General features: G+C 63.7%; 11 protein-coding genes. 2 read left to right on the top strand and 9 right to left on the bottom strand.

Annotation, left to right across the window (positions count from 1 at the left end; genetic code table 11):
• Positions 1 to 1,075: methyl-accepting chemotaxis protein (locus CA2_RS14795; RefSeq protein WP_042418985.1), on the top strand; the 1,075-nt coding region annotated here is incomplete at its 5' end.
• A gap of 70 nt (positions 1,076 to 1,145) precedes the next feature.
• On the opposite strand, the gene CA2_RS17265 is transcribed toward CA2_RS14795, so the two are convergent.
• From CA2_RS17265 to CA2_RS17695, 3 genes are all read right to left on the bottom strand, one after another.
• Positions 1,146 to 9,020, bottom strand: coding sequence for a PLxRFG domain-containing protein (locus tag CA2_RS17265; RefSeq protein ID WP_052369957.1), 7,875 nt, complete (start codon positions 9,018 to 9,020; stop codon positions 1,146 to 1,148).
• A 95-nt stretch (positions 9,021 to 9,115) separates the two neighbouring features.
• Positions 9,116 to 10,024 carry a KilA-N domain-containing protein gene (locus CA2_RS17700; RefSeq protein ID WP_156106072.1) on the bottom strand — a complete coding sequence of 303 codons (909 nt, stop codon included), beginning with the start codon at positions 10,022 to 10,024 and terminating at the stop codon, positions 9,116 to 9,118.
• A 76-nt stretch (positions 10,025 to 10,100) separates the two neighbouring features.
• Positions 10,101 to 10,271 carry an Arc family DNA-binding protein gene (locus CA2_RS17695; RefSeq protein ID WP_081889027.1) on the bottom strand — a complete coding sequence of 57 codons (171 nt, stop codon included), beginning with the start codon at positions 10,269 to 10,271 and terminating at the stop codon, positions 10,101 to 10,103.
• 98 nt (positions 10,272 to 10,369) lie between these two features.
• Between CA2_RS17695 and CA2_RS18610 the strand changes: the two genes are divergently transcribed.
• Positions 10,370 to 10,873, top strand: coding sequence for an Arc family DNA-binding protein (locus CA2_RS18610; RefSeq protein WP_281176801.1), 504 nt, complete (start codon positions 10,370 to 10,372; stop codon positions 10,871 to 10,873).
• A gap of 426 nt (positions 10,874 to 11,299) precedes the next feature.
• On the opposite strand, the gene CA2_RS14765 is transcribed toward CA2_RS18610, so the two are convergent.
• From CA2_RS14765 to CA2_RS14740, 6 genes are all read right to left on the bottom strand, one after another.
• Entirely contained in the window at positions 11,300 to 11,878 is a 579-nt protein-coding gene (locus tag CA2_RS14765; protein WP_052369956.1) for a Panacea domain-containing protein, read from the bottom strand.
• A gap of 305 nt (positions 11,879 to 12,183) precedes the next feature.
• Positions 12,184 to 13,524: a hypothetical protein gene (locus CA2_RS14760; RefSeq protein WP_042418977.1), complete on the bottom strand. Its 1,341-nt coding sequence runs from the start codon at positions 13,522 to 13,524 to the stop codon at positions 12,184 to 12,186.
• A 72-nt stretch (positions 13,525 to 13,596) separates the two neighbouring features.
• The gene (locus tag CA2_RS17260) at positions 13,597 to 14,271 is read right to left on the bottom strand and encodes a phage adaptor protein (RefSeq protein WP_052369955.1); all 675 of its coding nucleotides are present in this window, start codon (positions 14,269 to 14,271) and stop codon (positions 13,597 to 13,599) included.
• Between the two features lie 17 nt (positions 14,272 to 14,288).
• The gene (locus tag CA2_RS14750; RefSeq protein WP_042418975.1) at positions 14,289 to 14,690 is read right to left on the bottom strand and encodes a hypothetical protein; all 402 of its coding nucleotides are present in this window, start codon (positions 14,688 to 14,690) and stop codon (positions 14,289 to 14,291) included.
• A 102-nt stretch (positions 14,691 to 14,792) separates the two neighbouring features.
• Positions 14,793 to 15,179, bottom strand: a complete 387-nt coding sequence (locus CA2_RS14745; RefSeq protein ID WP_042418972.1) for a hypothetical protein — start codon at positions 15,177 to 15,179, stop codon at positions 14,793 to 14,795.
• 78 nt (positions 15,180 to 15,257) lie between these two features.
• The gene (locus CA2_RS14740; protein ID WP_042418970.1) at positions 15,258 to 16,358 is read right to left on the bottom strand and encodes a N4-gp56 family major capsid protein; all 1,101 of its coding nucleotides are present in this window, start codon (positions 16,356 to 16,358) and stop codon (positions 15,258 to 15,260) included.
• Positions 16,359 to 16,620: the final 262 nt, after the last annotated feature.

Raw genomic sequence — 16,620 nt, 5'->3', positions numbered from 1 at the left:
TCAGATCGTCGTGCAATCCAAAGACGAAACCGGACTCTTGCTGCAAGCGCTGCAGCGTATGCAGCAAAGCTTGGTCAATATTGTGAGCTCAGTACGCCAGAACGCCGAAGGCGTTGCCTCCGCCAGTTCGCAAATTGCCTCAGGAAATAACGATCTGTCGGCACGCACAGAACAGCAGGCCAGCGCACTGGAAGAAACCGCAGCTTCTATGGAAGAACTGAGTTCCACGGTTCGCCAAAATGCCGACAACGCTCGAACAGCGAACGAGTTGGCGGTCAATGCCTCAACCATTGCTGTGCAAGGTGGTGACGTCGTAGCCGAAGTGGTCGAAACCATGAAGGGCATCAACTCCAGCAGTAGCAAGATTGCCGACATCATCAGCGTCATAGACGGCATTGCCTTCCAGACCAACATCCTGGCGCTGAACGCTGCGGTCGAGGCTGCCCGCGCCGGCGAGCAGGGACGCGGATTTGCCGTAGTCGCCGCCGAAGTGCGCAGCCTGGCCGGCCGTTCGGCCGAAGCCGCCAAGGAAATCAAGAGCTTGATCGCTGCCAGCGTTGAAAGCGTGGGGCAAGGCTCTGCACTGGTGGACAAAGCCGGAGCTACCATGACCGAAGTTGTTGCATCCATCCGGCGGGTGACGGACATCATGGGAGAGATCAGCGCTGCAAGCAGTCAGCAAAGCGCAGGGGTGAGCCAAGTCGGCGAAGCTGTCACACAGATGGACCAAGCCACACAGCAAAACGCTGCATTGGTGGAACAAATGGCTGCAGCAGCAAGCTCGTTGAACTCCCAGGCTGGTGAGCTAGTGACGGCAGTCGCCGTGTTCAAGCTAAATGCGAACACTCCTAAGGTTGGTGGGAACACCCCAGTATCTACACCGACATACACCACACCTAGCAATCACGCGTTAAAGAGCGCGGGCACGGCAACAAAGGCGCCGCTGAAGCCCAGCAAAAGCCAAGGCAAACTCACCGCCACAACAGTGGCTTCTAAATCAACAAGTAGTACGTCTACAGCGCAGGAATCCCCCATCAACAACGGGAGCAGCAACGATGATTGGGAGAGCTTCTAAGCGCAGGTGACTGCTTGGACGCCACTGCAGCAGGTGGGCGAAGGTAGAGACGCCCCTCGCCCCCAGCACCTCACCGCCCCTGCTCTAGCGCTACCGCCCGCATCTGCTGCCGGATCGCCGTCGGCGCAGTCTCCGCAATCCGCTGTGTGCGGTCCTTGCCCATCTCCCGCGCCCGCTTCCACACGTCCGGCATGTTGATGCGGATGGGCTGATCCGGGTTCAGGCTGTTCCAGCGCTCCAGGCGGGCGCGCGCGGCAGCCACGGCAGCGTCGTCCTTCTCAAACAGGGCCTTGGCCCACTGGGCGCGGATCTCGTTGGAGGTCTGGATGTAGAAGGACTTGCTGCGCTGCATGAAGCTGTTGGCCTCCTGCACCTCGGCCACGCTGCGCGGCTGAAAGCCAATCATCTTGAACACGGCTTCGTCCAAGGTGGTGTCGATCACCTTGTAGCCCTTGCTGTCCTTGTAGATGCCGCTGGCGGCCATGTCCGCGCCCTTGACGGCGTTGCGCACGGCGTTGGGCATCACCTCCAGGGCACCGCGCCCCACGCTGGCGGCGTCCAGCGTGGCGATGCCCTTGAGCACGTCGCCCGCGCCGGTGAAGCCGCGCTTGATCAGATCCCCGGCCGGGCCCACCATTTCCACCAGGTCGCGCGCGTTGCTTTGCTTGCTGAGGGCCAGACCCGTGCCCGGAATCAGGTTGCCCATGCCCAGGCGGCCCGACACATCGATGGGCGCGCCCGGCAGGCCTGACAGGCCCTGCTCCAGAAAGCCTGCCAGCTCCTGGCCCAGCCACTCGGCCATGAACTCCTGGCGCCACTGCTTGCTGCTGAGGTTGTAGCCCATGGCCTGGCCCGCGCCGTCGATCACATCCTCCAGATCCTCCACAAACGGCAGTCCCCCAGCGCCGCCCATGAGCATCAGCATCAACATGGCCCAGCCCACGGCCCGCCGGCCGGCGGCGCGCTCAGGGCTGCCAGGCTCGCCGCCGTTCCAGGTGCGCTGCATCAACTCCAGGAAGCTGACGGAATAGGTCTTGAAGGTGAACAAGGTCCCGCCGATGGCCCCACGCGCCCACTGGGGCTTGTTGGCCTTGGTGTACAGGAACTGCGTTTCCACCACGGCATCCCGGGCAAACTGGGCCGGGTTGTCCATGCCCTGGTCCTTGGCCAGCCGATAGGCCGCAATGAAGGTGCTGCGGCGGTTGAACTGCTCGGCCAGCGCGAAGGGCTGGCCCCAGGCCACCTTGCCCTTCTCCCACAAGTTCGAGGCCTTGGCGCGCGCATCGCCCAGTTTGGTGCCGTCGCCGCTGCGCAGCCCCCCGGCACCGCGCGCCTGGGCCATCAGTTGGTGGATTTCCTGGGGCGAGACCACGCCGTCGTCCTCGGCCATCTTCAGGGCATGGGCCAGATCCGGCGCGTACCGGAACCCCTTGTCCATGGCGCTCTTGCTCATGTCCTGCAAAGCACCGGCCATGAAGCGCCCGGCCTTGGCCATGCCGCCGTACTGGCTCAGCCAGGGCATGGTCACTGCAAACGGCTGGGTCATGTTGACCATGGCCGAAGCGATGGAGCCGCCCAGGTACTGGGCAAAGAGCATGCCCCGGATGACCTGGCCCTCTTCCTGCGGATCCTGGATGTAGCTGCGCAGCTTGGCCGCAATCTCGCCCAGCTCACCCAGGTCCTTGTGCTCGGTGTTCAGGGTGTGGATCGCCGCCTCCATCTTGCCGGCGTTCAGCCCCGTGGCCGCAGCGCGCGCGTTGGAGTACACAAAGCTGGCCAGCACCCGGCCCACGTCCTCGCTGTAGCCGGCAATCCCCTTGCGGTGGATCAACCGCTTCATGGCGCTGTGGTTGTTCTTGGCCAGCTTCAGGTACTCCTGGAACGCCTGGTCCTTGGCCTGGTTGCCCTCGGCGTCCAGGCCCAGCATCGCGCCAAACAGCTCGGCCGTCTCCGGCGTGATGCCGGCAAACAGCTTGAACTGCTGGTCGTTGATGGTGCCCTGGGTCACGGCGGCGCCGGGGTACTCACGCTCCATGGCACGGGCCATGCGGTGGCTCTCGGCCTTGCTCTCAAACATCCCGAAGTAGACGCGCTCGCCGGCCGCATCCACCACGTCCACCGTGTACTTGCCAAACCGCTGCAGCGGCATGTAGCCATGGTCCATCAGCTCCTTGGCCTTGGCCACGGTGGTGGACAGCTGCTGCATCAGCGTGGCCTGCCGATCGCGCGTGTCCGGGTGCTGCTTGGCGCGCTGCTCCAGCTCGTCGTCCAGCAGCTGCCAGGCCTCGGTCAGCGTGGGCGCGTCCATCACGATCTCTCGCATCCCGTCCCAGTCCCGGCCCAGCGTGCGCAGCATCTCCGCGCGGGCGGTGATGTCCAGCGACTTGTCCACGGTCGCGCGGGCTTCGTCGTACAGACTGATCTGCTGGTCATTGAGCCCGAAGAACTCTTTCAGCTCTGTGTGGTTGAACGCCGCACCCGCTTTGAGAATCGTGCTCTCAAACTTGTTGTTAATCAGGGTGTCGAACTGCTCCAGCTTCTTGCCCCGCAAGGCCGCCAGCATCTTGGGCTCGATCTTCTTGGCAGCCAGCAGCACCTCGGCCTTTTGCTCGGTGGTCAGGCCCCGGTACTTCGCGCGCAGCGCCTCCATGGGCATGGCCTTGCCGTGCTGGTCGCGGCCCCAGTCCAGCGTGCCGGCAAACAGCGCCTTGCCAATCGCCTGGTTGTCCGCCACAGAAATCGGCTTCTTGGCCAGGTCGCCCAGGCTCTCCACCCGGGGAATCAGGCGCGGGGCCATCTGGGCGGCCTCGTTGGCCACGCTGGACACGTCATCGATGAACTGCTGGGCCGACTCAAACACCGGCTTGAAGGCCGGGTAGCGCTGGGCGATGTGCCGCATGGTGCCCACCGTCTTGTCCCACAGGCTGATCTTGCCAGGGTGGGTCATCGCGTTGTGGGCCAGCTCCAGGCCCTTGGTTTTAAGGTCCGCCAGCTTGGAGCGGCTGAACATCGGCGCGTCGTTGTCAGTTTGGGACGCTGGCGGTAAACTTGATTCGCCGCTTTGGCTCCTGGGATAAGGAGAGCTGTCTTTGACAGTTGGCGCACTGGGCCCGGTGCGTTCCCCAAGCGGCTTTGCGTTTTGGGCCTGTGTTGCGTCCTTCTTGCCAACATCCTTGTTCTTCTTCAGAATAGTTGGCGTGCCCGCGCCCAATTCATCTCGAGAACGTGTAGCGCTGGATTGCGTAGCAGAGGGTCGGGTCGCACCCCCCGCCGATGCACCGGGCACCATTTCATAAGCGGTCAGCAGCCAGCCATTGGCACCCTTGCGTTTGACCAACACGGCTTCATTCCCGTTGTGGTCCAGGACCAAACGTGTCGCCAGCCCACTTTCGGTGCGCCTGACCTCTGTCCCAGCGGCGATGGTCTCCACGACCTTGTCCAGCAGCATGCGCTGAACGTTCTCCAGGCTCATACCGTCCGACTCCATCCGGCGCTTGATGATGTGTGCCACCCCGCGCTTGCTGTCGCCCCAAGTAAAGTCCACCCACCCCAAGCCGTTGCGAAACATGGCGCGATGCTGGTCTGCCTTGTCCAGCAACACTTTCTGCATCGCACGCCGGCCGCGCGCCACATTGGCATCCACGGATTTCATCGCACTGCGGCTGAACCCGACGTCTGACTGTGCCAACGCAGGCAAGCCGCCCCGCTCCACCCAGGCGCGCGCCGGCAGGATGTAATTGCGGATCAGCTCCGCATCGGACACCTTCAGGTTGTTGAACCCTGGCACGTGCGCGCGCAGCCAGGCCCGGATGGCCGCCACCGCGCGCTTCACAAACCCGATGTGGGGCTGGCTCTGCGCCATCTCGGCCAGCACTTCCTCGGCCGCGATCCGGTGGTCCAGGGCCTTCCCACCGCGCAGGCCGTATTCTTGGATCTTCGCGTCCACATCCGCTTTGCGCATCGTGGCGATCTCGTCCAGGATGCCGTCCAGCGCCTTGCCAAATGCGCCTCGCAGGCCATGGTGACCCAAGGATTCGTGGAACAGCACGCGCGCCGCATCGTTCGGTGTTTGCAGCTGACTGGCCAGCAGGTATGCCTTGCCCTCGTAGTAGAAGCCTTCAGGGTCGCCGCTGGCGCCGCCGCTGCGCTGCTGCAGGTCCGCCTGGCGCACAGCGGACGGAATGGCGGGGTCGGCCATATCGAAGGCCACCACCACCTCCGGCCCATTCGCCCAGGCCTTGCGGATGGCATCGGCCGTCGCCTGCACGCGCTGCACCGCCTGGGCCCGTGCGTGCTCGGTCACGTCCGGGCGGCCCTGGTTCATCGCCTTCAAGAAGCCGGGCACATCAAACTCTTGCGGTGTGCCGGTGCCTGCCCGCCGGAACGATGCCGGGGGCTGCGTGCTGGTGGCCACGGACTGGCCAGATGCCTCGATCGCAGACAACACAAAGCGCTCTGCCTCGTTGTAGCTCATGCGGCGAATGGCATGCCCCACCCGCTGCAAGCCCAGCTTGTCAGCAATCCCCGCCACCCAGCCGGCCAGGGCACGCAGCCGCACCGACCGCGTGCCGGCCTGGCGCTCGGCCTTGAGTTCCTCGGCCACCACGGCCAGGCCTTCCTCGATGGCCAGGGCCTCGTAGCGTGCCTGCAACTCACTGCCGGCAAACCCCAGTTTTGCCAGTTCAGCCCGCTGCTCGGCAGCAATCGGCAGGCGCTTCCATGCGTTAGCATTGGACTGCACACGGTTATCGCGCTTGGCCAGATCCAGCATGGTTTGCACATACTGATCGGTCGGCAAGATGTTTCGCAGCCCTCGATGGAACAACTCATGAAAAACCGTCTTCAGCACATCGAGTTCAGACCCTACACCGGACTGAAACACGTAAATGTCCCCACTGCGGAGGGTGACGCCCGAATGCACGTCCTCCCCCGCCACGACCAGGCCGAGGTCAGCGGGGCCGCGCACGACGTGGACTGGTGGCGTGCCGGGGATGTCCGCCAGGGCCGTTTCCACCATCTGCTGCACACGCTCCAGCGCAAGCTGTGTTTTTGGCGCCGTTGAGCGGCTGCTGAACAACGGCAGATTGCCCGCGCCGTCTGGTGTCGGCGGCGCTTCTTGCTTCTGCGCGCTGTTTTGCACACTCGGCGAAGCCTTCACCGCCTCCAGGGCCTGCTCCACGGGCGCGTCCAGCACAATGGCCTTCACAGGCTTGCCGTCCTCGGCCGCAGCCATGGCCTGGTGGTGCCCGTCGATGATGTGACCGTCGTTGGACACGATCACCGCCCGGCCGCCCGTGGCTTGCTTGGCCTGTGCCACCTTGCTGGGCGAGTATTCCGCCTGGGTGGGCTTGAGCGCGGCTGCGTCCACGGTCGTGGTTTCGTGGGCAATGCCCTGGGCGTTCAGGTGCTTGACCAGGCCCCCGTGCGACTGGGTGGGCACCTGGGGCATCTGGTCGCGCGGGATGCCCAGCGTGCCTGTTTCCGGCGCAAAGGCCTGCATGTCGCTGGCCGCCTCGGCCTGGGGCACCACCACGTCCAGCAGCGCCTTGCGGTTCTTTTCTGAGATGTCCGCCCAGGCGCGGCTGTGCAGGTTCTTCTTGGCCACCGCATTCAGGCCATGGGCCTGCTCGGCCGCGGCCTGGCGCTCCACCGTGGTCATGCGCGTCCAGCGCTCGGAGGCCTGCAGCTTGCGCTGCTGCTCGGCTTCACGGCGCTGGTTGCCTTCCTGGGCGATCAGCTTGGCTGCTTGCGCTCCAGCTGCTGGCGCGCCGCTGTCGATTGCAAGGCCCGGCGCTGCGCCTGCTTGCGGCTGTTGCGGGCTTGCTTGCTGGGTTTGATCGGTTTGAGGGCCACGGTCATTCACTCCCTGGTTGATAGCTGGCTGCGGCTGGGCCTCGCGCTCTGCAATCGCTTGTTGCAACCGCTTGGCACGCACATGCCGGGGGCCCAGGTCTGCGGCCAGGGCCTGCAGTTCCTCGGTGCTCATCTCGTCGGTTTTCTTGCGGCGCAGGGCTGCCAGGTCGTGCTTGGCGGCCAGCTGGGCCGCTGCATTGCCCTGCGCCTGCAGCGCATCGGCCTGGGAACGCGCGCTGGCTTCCTTCCCCTTGGCCTGCACCACTTTTTTGAGGCGGCGCTGCTCGTTCGCCTCACCCACATCCGCCGGCCCGCCCTGCGCGGCGTGTTCTGGCAGCTCCTGGGGGTTGGGCTTGTACTGGCGCCCCGCCCAATCGGTGGCTTCGGCCGCAGCGGCATCCGCCTGGGCATTCAGCTGCTCGATGCGCTGGCCTGGGCTCAGCAAGTCCAGCTCCTGCTGCAAGGCATCGCGCTGGGCCACCGCTTCGGGCGACCAGCCCTGGGCGCGCCCCTGCTGGCCCAGGAAGTCCAGGCGCTCGCGGATCTGCTGCTCGCGCGTCGCGTCAGACACCTCGCCCGTTTCGGCGTTGATGCCTTGTTGGTCTTGCGCTGATTGCTCTTGTTTTTGCTGTGCTTCGGGTTGCTGTGCCGCCGTCTGGGCCTGCAACTGCTCGGTCAGTCCAGCATCCACAGCCATGGCGGCCACCGACTCCAGGCCACCGGCATCTGCACGCAGGCCCATGGCTTCGCTGGGGCGCACGGGCTCGGCCTGGCCGGTGGATTGCAGGATTTCGTCGTCGGGCTCTTGCACGGCGCGGCTGATCTCCAGCGCCTGCTGGCGCGCGGCTGCCGCGGCTTCCTGCTGGGCACGCAGGGCTGCGGCCCCATCCGGTGGCGGGGTCTGGGGCACCTCCGGGGTGCGCGCCTCTTGCTCGGCCAGCTCCTGGGCGCGCTGCTGGGCCTGCAGCTGGGCATCGGCCACCATCGCATCGTCCGCCAGCTGGGCATCGGTCTTGGCCTGGGCATCCTGCGCTGCCGCCTCGGCGTTGTGCCGTGCAGCGGCAGGGTCGGCACGCCCAGCGCGGCCGCTGGCCTCCACAGCGCCCAGCCCACCGCCCAGGGGCGCGGCGGCCATGCCTTCCAGCGCAGCCTGACCCAAGACACCGCGCATCGTCGGTGTGTCAAACCCTTCGCCCTGCTCTGCCAGGTTGGCGGCCAGTCGCTCCTGGCCACCCTGCACGGCCTCCATCGGCGCTTCTTTGGCGGCGCCCACTGCGGCCCCCTTGGCGATTCCCACGGCCGATGCGTCGGCGGCCTGCTTGGCTGCCCCCACGCGTGCCAGGCGGCGCACTGCGGCCTCTGCCCCGGTCGATCCCGCCAGCATGCCCAGCCCAGCGCCGGCGGCAATGCTGCCCAGGTTGTCGCCGGTATAGGCCTGGGCGGCGCCGGCGCGCTCGGCGGCCTGCTCCGGGGTGGCACCGGCCTCCAAGTGCCGCTGCTCCACCGCGTCGTAGATGCCACCCTTGACCGCACCGGCCCCCTGCACCGCACCAATCGCCACCGGTGCAGCGCGCGCGGCCAGTTGGGCCGCCGCACTGCCGCCACCCGTCAGCGCCGCCGCGGCCAGGGTCGGCACCACTGAGCCCACGGCATTCAGCGTCGTGTCCAGCGGTGCATCGACCATGCTGCCGGCATAGGCCTTCACCTCTTCCCAGGTGCTGCCGGAATCCTCGGCGGCCTTGATCTTGCGGGCGCGCTCTTGCTTTTCTGCCTTGCGGTAGTCGGACTCCAGGCCTTCGGCCGCCTGGATCCCCTTGCCCATCAGGCGCGACACCGCGTTGTTGGCCCCAAAGGCGTCCGACACCATCTTGACGCCCTGGGCCACCCCGGTGCCCAGTGCAATCGCTGAGTCGCCCACCGAGCGCCCCAGGCTCGGTGCCTGGGGGGCAAAGCCCAGCTCTGCATCGGTGTAGACCTTGGGCGCGCTGGTGGGCTGCGCCCCTGTACCGCTGGCCCCAAAGCCCAGTTCTGCGTCTGAATAAATGCGCTTCGGTGCTGCTGCGCCGCGCTCTTGCGATGTATCTTGTGCCATCCCACCAGATTCGCGCAGGCGGTCTGTTTGGCCTACGCCTAGGCGGGGTGCAACAAAAAACCCGCCGCAGCGGGTTCATGTGAACACAGGGCGACTCAGGCCAGCGCCGCGCCCGGCGCACGTGCAGCCATCCGGCTCAGGCGCGTGGTGCACACACTCACCAGCTTGGCCAGCGTCGGCGCGTCCACAAACAGGGCATCCTCCACCGCGCAGTGAAAGTGCTCCAGCGGCATCACATAGGCATTGTGATCAATCGGTTTGACGTTCGATACCAAGCCACCCTCACCCGTTGCATCAAACGACAACATCAACCGCCCGTGCTTCCAGCTGGCGTCACCCGCCATCACCCCCTTGAACACCTCGCGCTGCATCTGCGCTGCGGCCTGCGTGGCCAAGTTGAACGCCATGTCCAACCGCACCGCATCGTCCAAACTCAGCTGGGGCGCGGGCACCTCGCTCACCACCTCGCCGGCATACCCGTTGGGCAGCTTGGCAATCAGGTAGGCCCGCGCCTCTTCATAGCGGCTGGCCGGCAGCTCCTCATAGCTGTTGATGCGGAACTTCTTTTGAAAGCGCGCCCAGGTCTCGGCATGCTTTTGCACACCCGCATCCACAATCGCCTGCACGATCTCGCGCAGGTCCTGCTTTTGTGCGGGGTTGATGCGCGCGTAGTCGATGGCCGGCGCGGCCGGCTGCACCGCATCCAGAAACACGCGGATCACCTTCAGGTGGAACGCTGCGCTGATCCAGGCGGCATAGGCGATCACCAGCTCTTTGCAGGCGTAGGTGCCGCCATTACGGCCGTTAGTGATTTTTAAACTCTCCGAATCTGGAGAGTTTCCAAGCTCAGCGATAAGTGCCTTGGTTTGTTCAAGGCTAGAGAATTTCCCGGGTTGATGCTTCGGTTCTCCGCCAGCTGCTTTGTGCAGGTCATTCAGCGAATAGAGCCCACCCACTTGGCGAACGGTTGTACCTGCCACGGTCAGTGCTTTAGAATCGGACATGTTGATGCCTTCTGTGAGAAGTTGGTTTTTGACAATCGACGCCTCTGGACTCCTACCTCCAGAGGCGTTTCCTTTTTCAGGCCTGCTTTTCATGCAGGACCTCTTCTGCTTTGCGGCTTTGCTCCAAGCGATGCAGTATTTCTGCATTAAGTGAGCGTCGGTTATCAATAGCTTGGTGCTTTAGCCACGCTTTCATTTCGTCAGTCATGCGAACAATAACCGCCGGTGATCCACGTCCTACTTGCATTTAATGCTCCTAGTTTTTTCTATGCACCATCTGTGCACGATGCATTCTATACACGGTGCTTAGAACATTGCAAGTGCTTTTCATGGCACAGTGCATAGATGGCAAGAAATGACCCAACCATCTACATGCGCATACCTCAAACTCTCAAGGATGCGCTTGATGCTGCAGCCCTAGAGAACAAGCGCTCGTTGACGGCTGAGGTTGTTGCCCGTCTTGAGCAGACCTTCAAGACTCGCTCTGAACACACGCCGCCTGCGGCTGGCACCTCCTACGCCAAGCCTCACGTAATAGACGCACTTAGCGAGGGAATGAGGCTTCAACTGGCAATTGCAGCGCTTGAGTCGCAGGCGAGAATTGCCAAGAGCAAAGTAAACAAGGTTCAAGACGCGATTAGTCAGATCGAAGCAAATTTGGCGAAAGCAGAGGCCGAAGAAGATGGCAAAAAGGCTCGCATGCTCGAGAGTCGCCTGTCTGATGAAATAGGCTGGTTGCGAGAGATTGAGATCGAGTACATCTCCACCATAGAGGAGCTGGCTGAGCTAAAGCGGGAGTTAGCAGCTGCACAGGCCACCAGTGACGAACGCTTTAAGCTTGGCGCATAACAAAAAAGCCCTCTTACGAGGGCTTTTTACTCAGCGATCAGCTGCTTGATGTACCTGGGAACCCGCGTCGAAGCAAGCAAGCCGGCGCGAATTTTTTGCAGCAGCTCTGGACTGCATGGTTCACGAGCCTGCCAAACAGCGTTATCCACCATGTTCTGTACGTGCGCGACTGACTCAACGCGAGGGTCACGGTAGTAGACGTAACTGTCGTGGGTGACAAATGGATGCTCTCCGGCCCTAATCACACAGGCAGGATCGTGCGGGAACTGCGGTTTCACTGTGGTCACGCTGACCATGATCACGTGTGGTTGTGTCCCGTAGCCATCCAAAGCTTTGGGGCCCACCGCTATTGCAAACAAGTGCTTGTACTCTTCCGGCCCAGACGGCACGAGTAAACAAGCTCCTTGCTCACAGCTCCACGGCATATCAGCTAAATGCAGCGTTCAACTGTGCTTGCTCAGTCAGGTGCTTGACCGCCGAAGTAATACCTTCAGGGCTGAAACCAAGGGCTGAGAACAAACGATCCAAAGGAATCGCAGCACTTGATCCTTGTGGATCAACCCATTCAGGGCAGGCACCGCTATGGGTGTAGTCTCTCAAGGCAAACTTGCTCAAGTGTCCAAACTGGCGCCAAGTCTCTTCAAGGATCGCCAGGTCATCTTCACTCAGCTCAAGCAAATCCTCTTCAGGAGAGCGAAGCATGCTCTGATCGCGCAGAGCCACATCATGACCAGCACGGTCTTCAATCCACGTGGCCCAGCCACCTTCCTTGCTGGTGATGTTGCCATTCATGTACTCGTACGTCATCGAGAGTACCGGGCCATGGGGCATGGAAACTAGCTTGTCGCCTGTAATTGGCTCACCGAATCTGCGCAACGACTCACGCTCAGCCAAGTACATCAGCTTCATGAGCTTCAACAGAGGCAACTTACCTCCAGCACGGTGCAGCAAGAAAGCCGCAGCTTGTGCAGTCCTCTTCTCGTTGAACAGCGTTGGATATTTCATAGCGTGAATCTTAGCAAACGCTACATGACTTTGTACTCAACAGTGCAAATATGGCACTTTCACGCCCAAACTGGACACTCTTGCAACACCTTTCGACACCACATCTCGCAGGCCACCGCTGACGACTACGGCTCTTAGCGACCATGCTAAGTACCGCACTGCGGCCCCCTGGCCGTACTAGGCATGGAACTGGGCCGCTAGCTTTGGATACTTGCGCAACACCTTACCCCCTAACACCACCACGCCAATCTCGCTTGTAGTGTCAGGCAGCTTCACTTCATCTGTGCCCGCCCCTTCCACCTCACTCAAGCAGCCTGCCAACCCTCCTTCGTCCACCGCACGCGCTGGCCATTCGGTGCGGTGTACACCTGCCCCAGCACACGCTGCGCAGCGTTGGCCGTCTCCGGCGCCGCGGGCGCGCTGCCGCCCTCATCCACGCGCTGCACATCCCCGGTCCGCTTGTTGTAGCGGATCACGCTACCCTGGGTGGTGGATCCGTCCACGTTCTTGGTGGTCGGCGTCACCTGCACGCCCCAGTCAGCCGCATCGGCGCGCCCGGTCAGCGTGGCAAGCCGCTTTTGCGCCACGTTGCGCGCCTCGTCGGTCTCTGCAGTCAGATACGCAGCTTGGGCCTGCTCCACCCGCTGGGCCTGGCGGTTCTGGAAACCCTGCGTCGTTTCCTCCAGGTTCAAGCGCCGGCCATCCATGGCCAGCCTCAAAGCCGCCGCGCGGGCCCCAATGCCGGCGCGGTGGTTCGCCCCTTGCTGCTGCATGCCTTCGCGCTGTAGCCCAGCATCCAGCTCCATCGCCTTCGCATCGATGTTGGTCTGCCCACCGGTCATGGCCGCCACATCGGCCGTTGCCGCCTGCTGGTACGCCGCCTGGGCCTGCCGGCGCGCCCTTGGATCCTTGTGGATCAGGCTGTCGGCATCCATCTTCAGACGGCGCAGAGTCTCGCGCGCCCGCCAATCGTTGCCGCTGTGGGTGGCCGTCGGCACGGCCAGCATGCCCCGCTGGGGGCTTTGCGGCACGTTGTCGCTGCCGGCCACGCGCGCCACGCTCTCAAACTGCTGCATTTGGGCCAGCCGATCAGCGGCTTGCTGGTTCTGTGCACTGATTGCCCCACCGCCACGCCCATTCAAGATCTGCGCCCCAGCGCCCACATCCTTGCCGGAATAGGTATTGGTGGCCGCATCAAACTCGATCTGGCCGGTCTGAGCGTTCGGGATTGCCGCGGCGGCGGTTTGTGCCGGCGCCGGTGACGCGGCGGCCGGCTGCTGGGGCGGCGCGCCCTGGGGCTGGTAGGTGGCCAAGCGCTGCGCGGCTGCTGGGCGCTCCGCTTCCGATGCAGCAGACACCGCAGCCAGGCCTGCGCCTGGGGTGATGTAAGGGGCTGCAGCCTTGGCGGCCCCGGCCACACTGCCCGCCCCAGCGATGCTGCCTCCCACCAGACGGGACACCGCCGGCGCTGCTGCAGCCGCACGCACTGCGCCCCCGACTGCCGGCAAGGCCATGGCGGTGTTGGTCAGGTTGCGCCCGACTTCCGAGGTGCTCAAGCTGCCCAGCCGCTTCGCAGCCGGTGCTGCACGGCCCTGCTCGGTCGGGATCTGGTTAATCAGTTGCTGGCGTTCTTGATCGGTGGCCATGACGTGCCTTTGCTGGTTTCACTGGCTGGCAGTGTCAGCAAAGCACCCTCGCGGCTCAAACCCTAGGCGGGGTTACCAGTGGGATCTGACCAGGCGCGGGCGCTTGTCGCGCTGCTTGCGCTGCACGTTCGCATCCGGGCGCGCGCCGAAGTCCCGTTCAAACATGGCTTCGTGCACTTGGGCCCGGTCCCGGTCATAGCCATCCGCATCGGGGCGCAGATAGGCACAGCGCAGGGCCCAGTTCATCAGCTTGCGATGGTGGCGCACAGGGATTTCCGGCGCGTCGGTCTCTGCTGCAGCCGCTGCCATCGGCACCAAGGCGCCACGGTACACCCGCAGCTTCAGCAGCCCAGGTGCAACAGGCTCGGGCACCAGCTGGATGGCCGGCTGGCCAGCACCGCCAGCTTGCACAAACACATACTGGCGTGGCTCACCGCGGCGCGCCTCCCAGTTGGACATGCCCTCGTCCAGCCGTTCAATGCTGGTCTCGGTCAGTGGCTTGCCATCCACCAGGGCGCGCTCCACCTTCAAAACGGACGGGTGAAGGCGGTACACGGCCTGCCCTGGCTGCAGGGCAATGCGGCATACCGCCTCTGTCGTCATGTCCTCAATGAGTAGTGCCCGCTCGCAGGATTCCTGCACGGCCTCGTTGAGGTAGCTGGTCAGCGCCTCATCGCTCCACAGACAAGGCTCCACCTCATCCGCCAGCGCGATGCGCAGTTCGTTGATCAGCTCTTGGAGGTTCATGGCGCGCCCTGCCTGGATCAGCTGTTGCCGGCTTCGGCTTCTTCGGCTTGGACCTGGGCCCAGGCTTCATCCGCTTCCGCGCGCGTGATGTTGAAGCCCGCCACCGCCTTCAGGCGCTGCAGGGCAGGCTTGCCACCGTCGGTGAAGTCTTCTTCATTGGCTCCGTTGAGCATGGTGCGCAAGGCCTCCTTGATCAGGTCAAAGCGCTTGTCGGCGGCGGCCTGGCCGCTGCCGGCCTGGGCCGCATCGCCAACGGGAGCGATCGAGGCGCCCGAATCGGCCAAGGGCTCAGCCCCGCGCGAGATGGCTTCGCGGCGGAACATATCGGGCACTTCAACGCCCTCGGGGGGAATCACCAGCGTGTGGCCACTGGTCAGGCCAATGTGCAAAGGCTGCTCGCCTGGGCTGCGGAATTTCATGGATCACCTCTTGGAAATCAACGGTCTGGGATGCTCAAAAACCCCGGTGACAGGGGCCACCGGTCACCGGGCCAAAGGGGCGCGAAGCCCCACCACTGTGTTTCAGCCCTGGCTGAAGGCGGCGCGGCCTTCCACGTAGTAGTGCAGGGTCAGGCGCAAGGCCCCGGCCGTCGCGCTGCCCACCTGGGCAAAGCCCAGCAGCACGCTATCTGCCACGCTGTGCTTGTGGCCGGTGATGGTCAGCGCGGTGCGGCCGGCCTGCTTCAGGTCCACGGTGCCGTAACGGTCCGCATCGCCCTGGTCGCCCACGGTGCCTGTGGCCGAGGTGGCCGAGTTGAAAGGCGTCGTCACCACCACATCGCCGCCCACCAGCACGGCGCCGTGGGGCACCTCGATGGCGGGGTTGGCACCTGGTGCCAGATCACTGAACTTCACATCCACAAAGGCCACCAGCAGGTCCTGGCGGCCGGAGTTTTTCTTGATAGGCATTGCTGCTCTCCTTGTTCAACAACAAAAGGAACCACTTCGCCCGCAGCCCGCGCGGTGCGGGCCTGGGCGCTGAAAGGGTTAGCCGATGTAGTGATCGAGACCGATGATCCCGAAGTCCTCGACCGACTCGTCGTAGATGCTGTAGAACTGGGGCTTGAGCAGGCCCAGCATCTTGTCGATGTTGATGCCCTGGCGGCTGTCGTAGTCGAACAGCTTTTCCACCCAGTCCGGCGCGCCCAGGTCCACCATGGCCATGGCCTGTGCACCGCACAGCAAGGTGCGGGTGCCGTTCACATTGCCGCCCGCGCCCCACTTGCTGCCAGCCGGCGCGCCCTTGGTGGTGTAGACCAGGTTGTGCTCATGGATCACCGCGCCGTCCACGGTCACGGTCGAACCCGTGAACCAAGGGGAATCGGTGCCAGCCTTGGTCGCCACGGCCACCACCGCGCGCTGGTAGTCGGGGTCCTTCTTGAGGTTGGCCAGGGTGCCCGGCGCCACCAGCAGGACGAAGTAATCCTTGCCGCCATCCTTCAAGGGGCGCACGTAGTGCTCCTTGGCATAGGCGATCAGGTCCACGATCATCTTGTAGCTGGGCAGGCAGTCCTTGGTGATGCTGCCGGTGTTGGAGAACTCCAGGCTCTGGCCATCCCACATCAGCGAGCGCTTGGAGGTGGGCGCAGCAACGTCTGCCGCGAACGCCAGCTTCGGGAAGGGCGAGTTTGTGCGGCGCGCACCGTTGTTCTTGAACTCGTAGCTGATGCCCGACATGGTCAGAAAGCCCAGTTGGTCGAAGCGATTGCCCAGCCAGTAGGCCAGCTTGTCGCGGCCCTGCTCACGGAAGCTGATCACCGTGCGCTGGTCGGCCAGCTTGCCCTGGTTGCGTACCGAGTGGGTCATCAGGTCCAGCGAGATCACCTGGCTGTACGACTGCATGGCCTCTTCGTTGCCTTCGCGCTCGTTGTCCCCGATCACGCCGTCTTCCACCAGATCGGCCACCAGCTGGATGAGGGCCTGGTCACCCTTTTCGGTCTTGGTCAGTTCCTTGATCACCTGGATCATGGCGTTTTGGGTCTTGCCCATGAAACGCTTGAGGAACATCTGGTCGCGCGCTGCGCTCCAGGTATCACGGCTCCACACCAGCTTTTGCTGGGGTGTCAAAGCGCCAAAATTCGTCAGCATGTCTTGCTCCTAAGAATGGTCGGGTTCTTGGGACATGCGCCGCCCTCAAGCGAATGACATGACATGGGCAGTCAAGAGGCCAGGCCCTTTTACGTCACGGCCTACGGACGAAAACGCCAGAAATTGGGCGCAGTAGCAGGTGGCGGGTCTGCTACTGCCTGGGCTCACACGGCGATCAGTCGCCGCGCAAACGACGCTTTTCAGCCTCGGACAGACGATCAAACTGGTCGTCGTCCATCGCGGCCACGTTCAGGGTGAATCG

It is taken from the genome of Comamonas aquatica NBRC 14918, from assembly GCF_000739875.1.
GTDB lineage: Bacteria > Pseudomonadota > Gammaproteobacteria > Burkholderiales > Burkholderiaceae_C > Comamonas > Comamonas aquatica.
The sequence above is the reverse complement of the archived record's forward strand: the minus strand, read 5'-3'. Positions and strand labels throughout refer to the sequence as shown.